The sequence below is a fragment of the Stenotrophomonas sp. 3diitr2024 genome, assembly GCF_042136455.1.
GTDB classification, from domain to species: Bacteria; Pseudomonadota; Gammaproteobacteria; order Xanthomonadales; family Xanthomonadaceae; genus Stenotrophomonas; species Stenotrophomonas sepilia.
Genome location: NZ_JBHHMJ010000743.1, coordinates 1 through 11,953 on the forward strand (window position 1 = coordinate 1; position 11,953 = coordinate 11,953).

Genomic DNA, 11,953 nt, shown 5'->3' on the forward strand with positions numbered 1-11,953 from the left:
GCCGTCGCCGCCACGATGCAGCGGCGACGGCGGCACCCGCTGCACCGCTGGATGCGGACCAAGCCTTGGTGCGGGCCATCATCGATGGCTCGCAGGCGGCGTTTTCGCAGCTGGTCGAGACCCATCAACGCACCTGCGCGCATGTGATCGGGCGCATGGTGGGCGACCGTGATCAGGTGGCCGACCTGCTGCAGGAAACCTTCCTGGCGGTGTTCCGCCAGCTGCACCGGTTCCGCTTTGAATCTTCGTTGCGTACCTGGGTTTCGCGGGTGGCCTACACCACCGCGCTGCAGCACCTGCGCCGGAGGCGGCTGGAGGCGCAATGGATGGTGGCGGTGGAGGTGCCGGAGGAATTGGGGATCGGCGATGAAGGGCCGGGGCCGGCTGAACTGAGCGAGGCGCTGCAGGCTGGTCGCCATCTTGGCGAGGCGCTGGAACGGCTGAGTGCACCGCAGCGGCTGATCGTCGGCCTGCATTACCTGGAGGATTTCGATCTGGCCGAGATCGAGCAGGTGACTGGGCTGGCGCGCGGTACCATCAAGAGCCACCTTCACCGTGCGCGCCAGGTCCTGAAGCAGGAACTGACGCGGCATGCCACTGCCGGAGAGCTGCTGTGAACCCACCCACCGACCCTCGCGATGCGGAAGAGCGCGCGCTGGCGCAGGCGTTGCGTAAGCAGGCTCGGCAGGAAGAAGCGCCGGACGTGAGTGAGGCGCTGCAGAAGCGCATTGCCGCCGAGTCGCGCGACAGTGGCGTGGGCTATGTGGTGGTGCAGGTGCTGTTGTTTGGCGCGCTGTTGGCTGCGGCGGCCTGGTACTTCTGGCACTGATTGAAGATCAAACCCGGGGCCCTTTATGGAGCCGCCGTGCCTCAAGCCCGATCGAAACCTTCTGCAACCCGTCCACGGGGACCACTTGGATCATCCCTTCGATTTTTCGATATCTTCAGGATTCAGATCGATGCTCCTCGACTTCCATTCATCCAGCTGAATCTGGCTGAGGAACGCCCTGATCAGCGGATGATTATCAATCTCTGCTCGGACCTCCGTCGTGACCAGCAGCGTTTGTCGTGTTGGACCCTGCTGATCGATCATCTCATCGGTCACCACTTCCTCGACGACGAATCTTTCGAACTCCTCAGGGATGAAGTCAAGCGATTCTGAAGATTCATCGGTCAGGAAAAGCACCAGTGAATCCAAGGCCAGAACGAACGCCTCGCCTTTATTGTCAGCGGCTGAAACACCGTACTGGTCGAGTGGAACGGCGTTCTCGAGATAGAGATGGGTCTCGCTCATTAGACGTTGTGAAGGCATGTCGCCAGTCGCAACCAAGTTCCACAACGAATCCAGAAAGTTGCGCGCTGGCTGCTCTTGGAAAATCGATGAGGCTGAGAAGCCAAGGTAGAGCCTTTCGGTGGAGTAAAGCGCGCGCAGAAGCTCACGGCGTTGGGAAGTTGTGATCATTGGTTCTCTAAATGATTTGGCTGATTTTGGCGATGTTTCGTGAGGAACCGGCGAAAGTTGCAGTGCTGCCTGCCGAACTCGGCCGACTGCAGTCAGCAACCCAGGACGGCAAGAAGCTCTCATGTCAAAGGACCCGCAGATATGCAACGAGTTGCAATTTGTCCGGCCCATCTGAAATTGGACCCTTTCCTGAGCCGGTCCACCTGCGACAAAGTGAAGCAGCGCGTCACCCGGTCGCATCCCGTCTTAACGAAATCCTCCTAAAGTGGTCCGGTATCCCACCGGTCACAGGCAGGAGGCGTCCCTTGGACGCGTTGTTGTTGTCCCGGATCCAGTTCGGATTCGTCATCAGTTTCCATGTGCTGTTCCCCGCCTTCACCATCGGCACGGCCAGCTGGCTGGCCTTCATCGAATGGCGCTGGCTGCGCACGAAGTTGCCGGTGTGGCGCGAGCTGTATTTCTTCTGGCAGAAGATCTTCGCGGTGTCGTTCGGCATGGGCGTGGTCAGCGGCATCGTCATGGCGTTCCAGTTCGGCACCAACTGGCCGCGGCTGAGCGAGGTGGCCGGCACGGTCATCGGCCCGCTGCTGACCTACGAGGTGCTGACCGCGTTCTTCCTGGAAGCCAGCTTCCTCGGCGTGATGATGTTCGGCTGGGGCCGGGTCTCGCCGCGCCTGCATTTCCTGTCCACCTGCATGGTTGCGCTGGGCACGCTGTTCTCCACGTTCTGGATCCTGTCGTCCAACAGCTGGCTGCACACGCCGGCCGGCTACGAGATGGTCAACGGCATCGTGCATCCGGTGGACTGGTGGCAGGTGGTGTTCAATCCCTCGTTCCCCTACCGCCTCGCGCACATGGCGCTGGGTTCGTTCATCACCACCTGTTTCGTGATTGGTGGCGTGGGTGCGTGGTACCTGCGCAGGGGCACGCACGTGGAAGCGGGCCGGCGCATGCTGATCGCCGCTGTGGCATTCGCCGCGCTGACCGTGCCGGTGCAGATCTTCGTCGGCGACATGCATGGCCTGAACACGCTCAAGCACCAGCCGATGAAGATCGCGGCGGTGGAAGCGCATTGGCATGAGACCCGGGAAGGCGAGGGTGTACCGCTGGTGGTGTTCGCGCTGCCCAACGAGAAGGAGGAGCGCAACGATTTCGAAGTGGCCATCCCGAAGCTGGGCAGCGTGATCCTGACCCACAGCCTGGACGGCACCTTCGACCCGCTGACCGCGGTACCGGCCAGCGAGCGGCCGCCGGTGACGCCGGTGTTCTTTGCCTTCCGCATCATGGTCGGACTGGGCACGCTGATGCTGCTGCTGGCCTGGGTGTCGGCCTTCCAGCTGTGGCGCAACAAGCTGCTCGATTCGCCATGGCTGCTGCGCGGCTGGAACTGGATGCTGCCCAGCGGTTTCATCGCGCTGCTGTCGGGGTGGTTCGTCACCGAGATGGGGCGCCAGCCATGGGTGGTGTATGGCCTGCTGCGCACCGCCGATGCGGTCGGCCCGCAGAGCGCGTGGATGACCGCGCTGTCGCTGGGTGTCTACGTGGTTGGCTATGCCTTCGTGTTCGGCTGGGGCATCTGGTACCTGGTGAAGATCCTGCGCCACGGACCGCAGCCCTACGCCGAAGGGCCGTCGCTGGACCACGGCAGCCACACCCCGGCGCGCCCGCTGTCGGCAGCCGACGAACCGCTGGAGGAGCGCTGACATGGACCTGATGACCTGGCTGCCGGTGGCGTGGTTCGCGGTGATCGGCTTCGGCGTGCTGATGTACGTGGTGCTGGACGGCTTCGTGCTTGGCATCGGCATCCTCGCCCCCTTCGCCGAGGACGAGGAGCAGCTGGACCTGATGATGAACACCGCCGCGCCGATCTGGGACGGCAACGAGACCTGGCTGGTGCTGGGTGGTGCCGGCCTGCTGGCGGCCTTCCCCAGGGCCTATGCGGTGCTGTTGTCGGCGCTGTACCTGCCGGTGCTGGTGCTGGTGGTGGCGCTGGTGTTCCGTGGCGTGGCCTTTGAATTCCGCTTCAAGGCACATCGGTCACGCCGGCTGTGGAGCGTGGCGTTCGGCCTCGGTTCGCTGCTGGCGACGTTCGCCCAGGGCGTGATCCTGGGCACCCTGGTGCAGGGCATCCCGCTGGTGGACGGTGTCTATCAGGGCGGGCCGTTCGCCTGGTTCAGCCCGTTCGCGATGCTGACCGGTGCCGCGCTGGTGGCCGGCTATGCGCTGCTGGGCAGCACCTGGCTGATCCTGAAGACCGAAGGGCGCGTGCAGGCGCTGGCGCGGCAGATGACCCGGCCGCTGGTGGTGGCGGTGATCGCGGCGATGGGCCTGGTCAGCAGCTGGCTGCCGTTCCTCGATTCGCGGTTGATGGCGCGCTGGTTCAGCGACGGCAACTTCTGGTGGCTGTCGCCGGTGCCGCTGCTGACCCTGGCGGTAGCCGCTGCGCTGTGGCGCAGTGCCACCCACCCGCGCCGTGACCTGCCGCCGTTCCTGCTCAGCCTGGCCCTGTTCGTACTCGGCTTCCTCGGCCTGGTGCTGGGGATGTGGCCCTACCTGCTGCCACCGTCGATGACCCTGTGGCAGGCCGCCGCGCCGGCCTCCTCGCTGGGCTTCACCCTGGTCGGGCTGGTCATTCTGCTGCCGGTCATCCTCGGCTACACGGCGTGGTCGTACCGGGTGTTCCGCGGCAAGGTGCACGCCGATACCGGTTACCACTGATCGATTGAAGCGGGGGCCGCCGGTGCCGGCTCCCGTGTTGGGGAATGTGAAACCTGCACACCCCGTGCAGGACGTGCTAGCGTGCGCTCCTTTCCGGCAGCCAGGGGGGCGGCCGGCGACGTCCTGGACGGACGCACGGCTGCAGGAATGGGGGGCCGCCGCGCGTCGCCGTAATGGCTCGTGCCTATTGTTTTCCCGTTGAAGCACCTTCGCTAAATGATCGAATTCTCCATCGTCGACTGGGCTGCCTGGGCGCCCGGCCTGAGCGAGCGTAGCCAGTGGCTGGGCTGGGCCGATGCGCCGTATCCGCCGGTTGGCGAAGACACGCCGGCGTTGGCCGAGATCCCGGCAATGCAGCGCCGCCGCATCGAGCGGCTGGGCCGGATGGCGATCCAGGCTGCCTGCTGGTGCGAGGATGGGCAGGGGGCGGACAACCAGGTCCCGCTGGTGTTCGCCAGCCGCCACGGCGACGTGGCCCGTTCGATGGAGCTGCTGGGGGCGCTGGCCAGTGATCAGCCCTTGTCACCGACGGGGTTCGGCCTGTCGGTGCACAACGCGATCGCGGCGTTGTACTCGATCGCGCGCGGCCACCGTGGCAACTACCTGGCGCTGGCCGCCGGCCAGGCCACGGTCGAGACCGCCTGTCTGGAAGCGGCCGGTCTGCTCGCCGATGGCGCCCGCGAAGTGCGGGTCGTGGTGTATGAGTCGCGCCTTCCCGAGATTTACTCGACGTTCGCCGACGAACCCGACCCGTTCTTTGCCTGGTGTTGGCGTTTGACGGCGCCGATGCCGGGCCAGCCGACCCTCTCCCTGCAGTGGGAGGCGGCGCCGGAGGCCCCTGCCACCGCCCCGGGCGCGCTGCCGCACGCGCTGGACCTGCACCGCTTCCTGCTGTCCGGTGCGCCGGCGCTTGAGCACGTGGCCCAGGGCCAGCGCTGGCGCTGGGGGCGCCGTGGCTGAGGCGCTGCGCCGTCTCGATCATGCCTGGCGGGTGCTCGGCACCGGCCTGAGCTTTGCCGCATTCGGCATGGGCGGCCTGCTGCTGGGCGTGCTGGTGATGCCGGTGCTGCTGCTGATGCGCGACCCGGTGGTCCGTCGCCGCCGGGCCCGCCGCGTGGTTCAGGTTGCCTTTGCCAGCCATCTGCGCCTGATGCGCGCGCTGGGGGTGATGACCTACCAGATCGAGGGCGGTGAACGCCTGCAGCGCGACGGTTTGCTGGTGCTGGCCAATCACCCGACCCTGATCGACGTGGTCTGCCTGATCTCGCTGCTGCCCAACGCCGATTGCGTGGTGAAACGGGCCGTGGCCTGCAACCCGTTCATGCGCGGTCCGGTGCGGGCGGCCGGCTACATCTCCAATGACGATGGCGCTGGCCTGGTCGATGACTGCGTGGCGGCGGTGCACGCCGGCGGCACCCTGGTGATCTTCCCCGAAGGCACCCGCAGCGTGCCGGGCCAGCCGCCGCGGCTGCAGCGCGGGGCCGCCAACATCGCCGTCCGTGGCCGGCTGGACATCACCCCGGTGCGGATCACCTGCACCCCGCCCACGTTGACCAAGGGACAGAAGTGGTATCGTGTCCCCTCACGTCGCTTTCACGTTCGGCTGCAGATCGGCGAAGATATCCCGATCGCGCCCTTCCTGGCCGATGACGACTCGCCGAGGGGGGATGCCTTGGCAGCCCGCCGCGTCACCGAGCACCTTTCTCGTTATTTCGACCTGTCTGGAGATCCGCCCCGTGCAAGCACTTGAGCACGAGATCAAGGAATTGATCATTTCCTCCCTTTCGCTGGAGGACATCACGCCGGAGGACATCGATCCGACCGCGCCGCTGTTCGTCGAGGGCCTCGGCCTGGATTCGATCGACGCGCTGGAGCTGGGCCTGGCGCTGCAGAAGAAGTACGGTGTCAGCCTCTCGGCCGATTCGGAAGAAACCCGTCGCCATTTCTCCAGCGTGCGCGCGCTCGGCGAGTTCGTCGCCGCCCGCCAGTCGTAACGGCGCCAGGAATAGCCATGACCAAGAATGAACTGTTCGAACGCATCGTCAGCATCCTGACCGACAGCTTCGAGATTGAAACCGCCCGGATCACCCCCGAGGCCCGGCTCTACGACGACCTGGACATCGACAGCATCGATGCGGTCGACCTGATCGTGCAGCTCAAGCCACTGCTCGGCCGCAACCTGCAGCCGGAAGCGTTCAAGGCCGTGCGCACCGTGCAGGACATCGTTGATGTCGTGTATGGACTGCTGCCGGACCAGGCAGCCGCCTGACCGCAGCGCCGGCGGCTTCGCCATGGCTCGCGCACGTACCGTCGTGGTGGCAGCGATTTCGCTTGCCTACCCGCTGCTGGTGTACCTGGCGATGGGCCGCTTCGAGCCGCGCTGGCTGTCGCTGCTGCTGTTCACCCTGGCCCTGCTGCGTGCGCTGAGCACGCGCCAGCCGTTGTGGTGGGCCGCCGCCGCCGGCACCGGCCTGCTGGCGGTGCTGGCCACCGTGCTCAACCAGGCCCTGCCGCTGAAGCTGTACCCGGCGCTGGTCAATGCGGTGATGCTGGCGGTGTTCGGCACCAGCCTGCGCTTCGGGCCGCCGTTGGTGGAGCGCCTGGCGCGGCTGCAGGAGCCGGACCTGCCCCCGTTCGCGGTGGCCTATACCCGCCGCGTCACCCAGGTGTGGTGCGGCTTCTTCGTTCTCAACGGCAGCCTGGCCCTGCTGACCGCGCTGTACGCGTCGGACCGGGCCTGGATGCTCTACAACGGATTGTTGGCGTACGTGATGATGGGCGTGTTGTTCGCAGGTGAGTGGCTGGTGCGGCGGCGGGTGAAGGCGGCGCACGCGCATGGCTGAGTGGATTGCCCTGGACCGGCTGCTGCTGGAGGCGCGGCCGCAGCGCAGCGTCGGCCTGTGCGACGGAGACATGGTTGACCACGCCTGCTTCCGCCAGCGCGTACGGGGCTGGCGCGCCGCCTTTGCGGCGGCTGAAGGCCGCGACTGGGCCCTGTATTTCGATGACGCCGTGGCCTTCGCTGCGGCGCTGTTCGGCGCCTGGCATGCCGGCAAGCGGGTGTTCCTGGCCGCTGACAACCTGCCGGCCACGCTGCAGGCGCTGCAGCCGCAGGTGAGCGGTTTCGCGGGCGACGTACCGGCCGACTACCGCCCGCTGGCGGCGCTGGACGCCACACTGGACGACGAACTGCAGGCGCTGGACGAGCGCGCCTGCGAGCTGTGCGTGTTCACCTCCGGCAGCACCGGCCAGCCCAGTGCGATCGGCAAGCGCCTGGACCAGCTGGCGCGCGAGGTGGAAGCGCTGCAGGCCGCGTTCGGTGCGCAGCTGGATGGCGCGCAGGTGCACGGCACGGTGTCCCACCAGCACATCTACGGGCTGCTGTTCCGCGTGCTGTGGCCGCTGGCCGCCGGCCGCCTGATCCATCCGCGTCGGTTCTTCCACGAAGACCTGGTGGGTGCGCTGGCCGGTACCGACACGGTGCTGGTGGCGACGCCGGCCCATCTCAAGCGCCTGCCCGAGCAGCTCGACTGGGCCAGCCTGCATGGCCGCCTGCGCGCGGTGTTCTCCTCCGGTGGCCCGCTGCCGGAGGACGCGGCGCGACACGTGCGGCAGTGGTTGGGCGTGGCCCCGACCGAGGTCTATGGCAGCAGCGAGACCGGCGGTATCGCCTGGCGCCGCTGGGACACCGACCTGCCGCCGTGGCAGCCGCTGCCGGGTGTGCAGTGGCGGATCGACGACGGCTGCCTGGCGGTGGCCTCGGCGCATCTGGAAACCCCCGGCTGGTGGCGCACCCAGGACCGCGTGGAAGCCCTGGCCGATGGCCGTTTCCGGCTGCTGGGCCGCGCCGACCGCATCGTCAAGATCGAAGAGCGCCGCGTCTCGCTGGATGCGCTGGAACGCGCGCTGCGCGAAGACGCCGAAGTGGATGACGTGCGCGTGCTGGTGCTGCCCGGGCAGCGCGAGCAGCTGGCCGCCGTGGTGGTTCCGGCCGATCCGGCGCTGCTGGAGGGCGGCGACGCCGCGCGCCGTGCGCTGGGCCAACGCCTGGGCGCGCGCCTGGCGCATGCGCATGACGCGGTGACCCGGCCGCGCCGTTGGCGCCTGGTGCAGGCGTTGCCGATCAACGCGCAGGGCAAGGTGACCCAGGCGGCATTGGCGGCGCTGTTCCAGCCACTGATGCCGGTGCCGGTCTGGGACCGCCGCGACGCCGCCAGCGCCACGCTGCGCATGACCCTCGACCCGGCGCTGCGGCCGTTCCAGGGCCACTTCCCGCAGGCGGCGATCCTGCCCGGTGTGGCGCAGTTGGACTGGGCGATGCGTTTCGGCCGCCAGGCATTTGCGATGCCGCGCGCGTTCCTGCGCATGGACGCGGTGAAGTTCCAGCACGTGGCCCGCCCCGGCGATGAGTTGACCCTGCAGCTGGACTGGGATGCCGCACGCAACGTGCTGGCCTTCCGCTATACCTCCAGCCACGGTGTACATGCCAGCGGCAGGGTGGTGTTCGCCGATGCGGACTGACCCGGCCGTTGCCGGTGCCGCGTTTGCGCCACTGGTGGTGATTCCCGTCTACGACCACGAGCACGCCATCGTGGCGGTGGTCGACGATGTGCAGGCCGCTGGCTTGCCTTGCCTGCTGGTCGACGATGGTTCGCATGAGGCGTGCGCGGCGGTGCTGCGCACGCTGGCACAGCGCCAGGGCGTCGACCTGCTGCGCCTGGACGCCAACCAGGGCAAGGGTGGGGCGATGCTGGCCGGTTTTGCTGAAGCCGGCGCGCGTGGCTACAGCCACGTGCTGCAGATCGACGCAGACGGCCAGCACGATACCGCTGACCTGCCACGCTTCATCGAGGCCGCGCGTGTGCATCCCGACGCGGTGATCTGCGGCATTCCGGCCTACGACGCCAGTGTTCCCAAGGCACGCCTGTATGGCCGCTACGCCACCCACGTCTGGGTCTGGATCAACACGCTGTCGCTGCACCTGCGCGACACCATGTGCGGCTTCCGGGTGTATCCACTGCCACCGGTGCTGCGCCTGATCGGTGAAGAGACCATCGGCCGGCGCATGGATTTCGATACTGAAGTGATGGTGCGCCTGTACTGGCGCCAGCTGCCGGTCGAGCACCTGGCCACGCGCGTGACCTATCCCGCCGATGGCGTGTCGCACTTCGATGTGTGGCGCGACAACGTGCGCATCAGCCGCATGCACACCCGCCTGTTCTTCGGCATGCTCTGGCGCGCACCGCGGCTGCTGTGGCGCCGCCTGCAGGGGCAGCGCTGAGATGGCGACCGCGCAGGATGCCCCGCACTGGGCCGATATCGGCGAATCGACGTCGGTGGCCGGCGTGCTGTTCCTGTGCTGGGTGCACCGCTGGTTCGGGCGCTGGCCATTCCGCCTGTGCGCGTGGCCGGTGGTGGCCTGCCATTGGCTGGGCAACCGTGTGGGGCGACAGGCCTCGATGCAGTACCTGCAGCGGCTGCAGGCATACAGCGGTGTGCTCGGCCGCGCGCCGACCCGGCGCGACAGCCTGCGCCACTTCTTCGCCTTCGCCGACACGATGCTGGACAAGATCCTCGGCCTGGGCGGGCGCTACCCGGCCAACCGTATTCACCTGCACCGCGACCTGGTGCTGCAGAAGATCGCGCGCCGCGAAGGCGGTCTGATCCTCACCGCGCACATCGGCTGCCTGGAACTGTGCCAGGTGCTGGCCGAACAGGTGCCGGGGTTCCGCATCACCGTGCTGGTGCACACCGCGCACGCGCAGCGCTTCAACCGCCTGCTGCAGCGGCTGGACCCGCTGGCGGCGGTGGAGCTGGTGCAGGTCACCGAAATGGGGCCGGCCACCGCGGTGATGCTGGCCGAGCGCGTGGCGGCCGGTGGCTTCGTCGCCATCGTCGGCGACCGCACGCCGGTGCAGGGCGGCCGCAGCGTCACCGCCGATTTCCTCGGCCATCGCGCGCCATTCCCGATCGGCGCCTATGTGCTGGCCGCGGCGCTGGGCTGCCCGGTCTACACCATGGCCTGCCTGCACCAGGGCGAGGGCTATCGCGTGGCATTTGAACAATTCGCCGAACGCATCGTGCTGCCGCGTGGCTCGCGCGACGCGGCACTTGCCGAACAGGCACAGCGCTTCGCGCGCTGGCTGGAACTCCAGGTCATCCAGTCCCCGTTGGACTGGTTCAATTTCTTCCCCTTCTGGGATCAGGCTCCGCATGACGACTGACGCCGTACCCGTGTGCCGCTTTGGCGATGCACCGTTGACCATCGAAGACGTGGTTGCCCTGGCCCAGCGCCAGTGCGAGGCCGCACTGAGCGACGCGCCGGCGTTCCGCGCACACATCCAGCGCGGTGCCGACTTCCTTGACCGCCTGCTGCGCGAGGATGGCGTGATCTACGGTGTGACCACCGGCTATGGCGATTCGTGCACGGTGAACATCCCGCCGGCGCTGGTGGCTGAACTGCCGCACCACCTGTACACCTACCATGGCTGCGGCCTGGGCCGCTACCTGGACCCGGTCGAGACCCGTGCGGTGCTGGCCGCGCGCCTGGCATCGCTGGTGCGCGGCATGTCCGGTGTCAGCGTGCCGCTGCTGGAAGGCCTGGCCACGCTGCTGCAGCACGATGTGCTGCCGATGATTCCGGCCGAAGGCTCGGTCGGTGCCAGCGGCGACCTGACCCCGCTGTCGTACGTGGCTGCGGTGCTGTGTGGCGAGCGCGAGGTGCTGCACGATGGCCGCGTGCAGCCGGCGGCCGAGGTGCTGGCGAAGATCGGCATGACCCCGCTGAAGCTGCGGCCGAAGGAAGGCCTGGCGATCATGAACGGCACCGCGGTGATGACCGGCCTGGCCTGCCTGGCTTGGCAGCGCGCCGACTACCTGGCGCGCATGGCCACGCGCCTGACCGCGTTCAACGTGCTGGCCAGCGACGGCAACGCGCACCACTTCGACGAAACCCTGTTCGCGGCCAAGCCGCATCCGGGCCAGGGCCGCATCGCCGCGCGCCTGCGCAGCGACCTGCACAGCGAGCGTCCGCCGCGCAATGAACAGCGCCTGCAGGACCGCTACTCGCTGCGCTGCGCGCCGCACGTGATCGGCGTGCTGGAGGACAGCCTGCCGTTCCTGCGCCAGCTGATCGAAACCGAACTGAACAGCGCCAACGACAATCCGCTGATCGATGCCGATGGCGAGCGCATCCTGCATGGCGGCCACTTCTACGGCGGCCACATCGCGCTGGCGATGGACACCCTGAAGAACACCGTAGCCAACGTGGCCGATCTGCTCGACCGCCAGTTGGCGCTGGTGGTCGATGCCCGCTACAACCATGGCCTGCCGGCCAACCTGTCGGCGGCCACGGGCCCGCGCGCGGCCATCAACCACGGCCTGAAGGCGCTGCAGATCAGCGTGTCGGCCTGGACGGCCGAAGCGCTGAAGCAGACCCTGCCGGCCAGCGTGTTTTCGCGCTCCACCGAGTGCCACAACCAGGACAAGGTCAGCATGGGCACCATCGCCGCGCGCGACTGCCTGCGCGTGATCGAGCTGACCGAGCAAGTGGTGGCCGCGATGCTGATCGCCGCCCGCCAGGGCCTGGCGCTGCGCGAACGGGTTGGCCTGAACGCGCAGCTGCATGGCAGTCTGGCCGACATGTACGCCGACCTGGGGCAGCGCATCGCCCTGGTTGAAGAAGACCGCGCGCTGGATCGCGAACTGCGGGAACTGCTGGTGGAGATCCGCGCGCAACGTTGGGAGCTGTATGCCGGTGAATGAGGCCATCGA

General features: G+C 67.7%; 14 protein-coding genes. 13 read left to right on the forward strand and 1 reads right to left on the reverse strand.

What is annotated here, in order from left to right; all coding sequences use genetic code 11:
* Together ABGA94_RS19605 and ABGA94_RS19610 are read left to right on the forward strand one after the other, a co-directional pair.
* Positions 1-617 (forward strand): RNA polymerase sigma factor (locus ABGA94_RS19605; RefSeq protein ID WP_375367964.1); only part of this gene is annotated, 617 nt, incomplete at its 5' end.
* The gene (locus tag ABGA94_RS19610) at positions 614-829 is read left to right on the forward strand and encodes a hypothetical protein (RefSeq protein ID WP_095378253.1); all 216 of its coding nucleotides are present in this window, start codon (positions 614-616) and stop codon (positions 827-829) included. The genes ABGA94_RS19605 and ABGA94_RS19610, both read left to right, overlap by 4 nt.
* 90 nt (positions 830-919) lie before the next feature.
* Here the strand turns inward: ABGA94_RS19610 and ABGA94_RS19615 are convergent, their stop codons facing one another.
* Entirely contained in the window at positions 920-1,462 is a 543-nt protein-coding gene (locus tag ABGA94_RS19615) for a hypothetical protein (RefSeq protein WP_095378252.1), read from the reverse strand.
* Between the two features lie 305 nt (positions 1,463-1,767).
* Here ABGA94_RS19615 and ABGA94_RS19620 point away from each other — a divergent pair, with 305 nt between their 5' ends.
* The 11 genes from ABGA94_RS19620 to hutH all read left to right on the forward strand — a co-directional run bounded on the left by ABGA94_RS19620 (position 1,768) and on the right by hutH (position 11,944).
* On the forward strand, positions 1,768-3,165 hold the full coding sequence (locus tag ABGA94_RS19620) for a cytochrome ubiquinol oxidase subunit I (protein ID WP_005420319.1): 1,398 nt from the start codon (positions 1,768-1,770) through the stop codon (positions 3,163-3,165).
* A gap of 1 nt (position 3,166) precedes the next feature.
* Positions 3,167-4,180 (forward strand): cytochrome d ubiquinol oxidase subunit II, encoded by a 1,014-nt coding sequence (gene cydB, locus ABGA94_RS19625; RefSeq protein ID WP_065177835.1) that lies wholly within the window; start codon positions 3,167-3,169, stop codon positions 4,178-4,180.
* A 216-nt stretch (positions 4,181-4,396) separates the two neighbouring features.
* Positions 4,397-5,140, forward strand: a complete 744-nt coding sequence (locus ABGA94_RS19630) for a beta-ketoacyl synthase chain length factor (protein WP_053498347.1) — start codon at positions 4,397-4,399, stop codon at positions 5,138-5,140.
* Positions 5,133-5,930, forward strand: coding sequence for a 1-acyl-sn-glycerol-3-phosphate acyltransferase (locus ABGA94_RS19635; protein ID WP_005420313.1), 798 nt, complete (start codon positions 5,133-5,135; stop codon positions 5,928-5,930). The genes ABGA94_RS19630 and ABGA94_RS19635 overlap by 8 nt, the downstream gene beginning before the upstream one ends.
* On the forward strand, positions 5,917-6,174 hold the full coding sequence (locus ABGA94_RS19640; protein ID WP_005411610.1) for a phosphopantetheine-binding protein: 258 nt from the start codon (positions 5,917-5,919) through the stop codon (positions 6,172-6,174). Before ABGA94_RS19635 ends, ABGA94_RS19640 begins: the two co-directional genes overlap by 14 nt.
* 17 nt (positions 6,175-6,191) lie before the next feature.
* Positions 6,192-6,449 (forward strand): acyl carrier protein, encoded by a 258-nt coding sequence (locus ABGA94_RS19645; RefSeq protein ID WP_005420312.1) that lies wholly within the window; start codon positions 6,192-6,194, stop codon positions 6,447-6,449.
* Between the two features lie 22 nt (positions 6,450-6,471).
* The gene (locus ABGA94_RS19650) at positions 6,472-7,023 is read left to right on the forward strand and encodes a membrane protein (protein WP_049416044.1); all 552 of its coding nucleotides are present in this window, start codon (positions 6,472-6,474) and stop codon (positions 7,021-7,023) included.
* Positions 7,016-8,701, forward strand: coding sequence for an AMP-binding protein (locus ABGA94_RS19655; protein ID WP_069138863.1), 1,686 nt, complete (start codon positions 7,016-7,018; stop codon positions 8,699-8,701). Before ABGA94_RS19650 ends, ABGA94_RS19655 begins: the two co-directional genes overlap by 8 nt.
* The gene (locus ABGA94_RS19660; protein WP_111174848.1) at positions 8,691-9,461 is read left to right on the forward strand and encodes a glycosyltransferase family 2 protein; all 771 of its coding nucleotides are present in this window, start codon (positions 8,691-8,693) and stop codon (positions 9,459-9,461) included. The genes ABGA94_RS19655 and ABGA94_RS19660 overlap by 11 nt, the downstream gene beginning before the upstream one ends.
* Before the next feature lies 1 nt (position 9,462).
* A complete protein-coding gene (locus ABGA94_RS19665) occupies positions 9,463-10,404 on the forward strand; it encodes a lipid A biosynthesis acyltransferase (RefSeq protein ID WP_005420301.1) in 942 nt (313 codons plus the stop codon).
* Complete coding sequence (hutH, locus tag ABGA94_RS19670; RefSeq protein WP_032954644.1) at positions 10,394-11,944, forward strand: histidine ammonia-lyase; 1,551 nt, start codon at positions 10,394-10,396, stop codon at positions 11,942-11,944. Before ABGA94_RS19665 ends, hutH begins: the two co-directional genes overlap by 11 nt.
* Positions 11,945-11,953 lie beyond the last annotated feature (9 nt).

Coding starts and splice junctions, on each gene's coding strand:
- ABGA94_RS19665 (WP_005420301.1), top strand. CDS start 9,463: ATGGCGACCGCGCAGGATGCCCCGCACTGGGCCGATATCGGCGAATCG.
- ABGA94_RS19660 (WP_111174848.1), top strand. CDS start 8,691: ATGCGGACTGACCCGGCCGTTGCCGGTGCCGCGTTTGCGCCACTGGTG.
- ABGA94_RS19655 (WP_069138863.1), top strand. CDS start 7,016: ATGGCTGAGTGGATTGCCCTGGACCGGCTGCTGCTGGAGGCGCGGCCG.
- ABGA94_RS19645 (WP_005420312.1), top strand. CDS start 6,192: ATGACCAAGAATGAACTGTTCGAACGCATCGTCAGCATCCTGACCGAC.
- ABGA94_RS19615 (WP_095378252.1), bottom strand. CDS start 1,462: ATGATCACAACTTCCCAACGCCGTGAGCTTCTGCGCGCGCTTTACTCC.
- hutH (WP_032954644.1), top strand. CDS start 10,394: ATGACGACTGACGCCGTACCCGTGTGCCGCTTTGGCGATGCACCGTTG.
- ABGA94_RS19630 (WP_053498347.1), top strand. CDS start 4,397: ATGATCGAATTCTCCATCGTCGACTGGGCTGCCTGGGCGCCCGGCCTG.
- ABGA94_RS19650 (WP_049416044.1), top strand. CDS start 6,472: ATGGCTCGCGCACGTACCGTCGTGGTGGCAGCGATTTCGCTTGCCTAC.
- cydB (WP_065177835.1), top strand. CDS start 3,167: ATGGACCTGATGACCTGGCTGCCGGTGGCGTGGTTCGCGGTGATCGGC.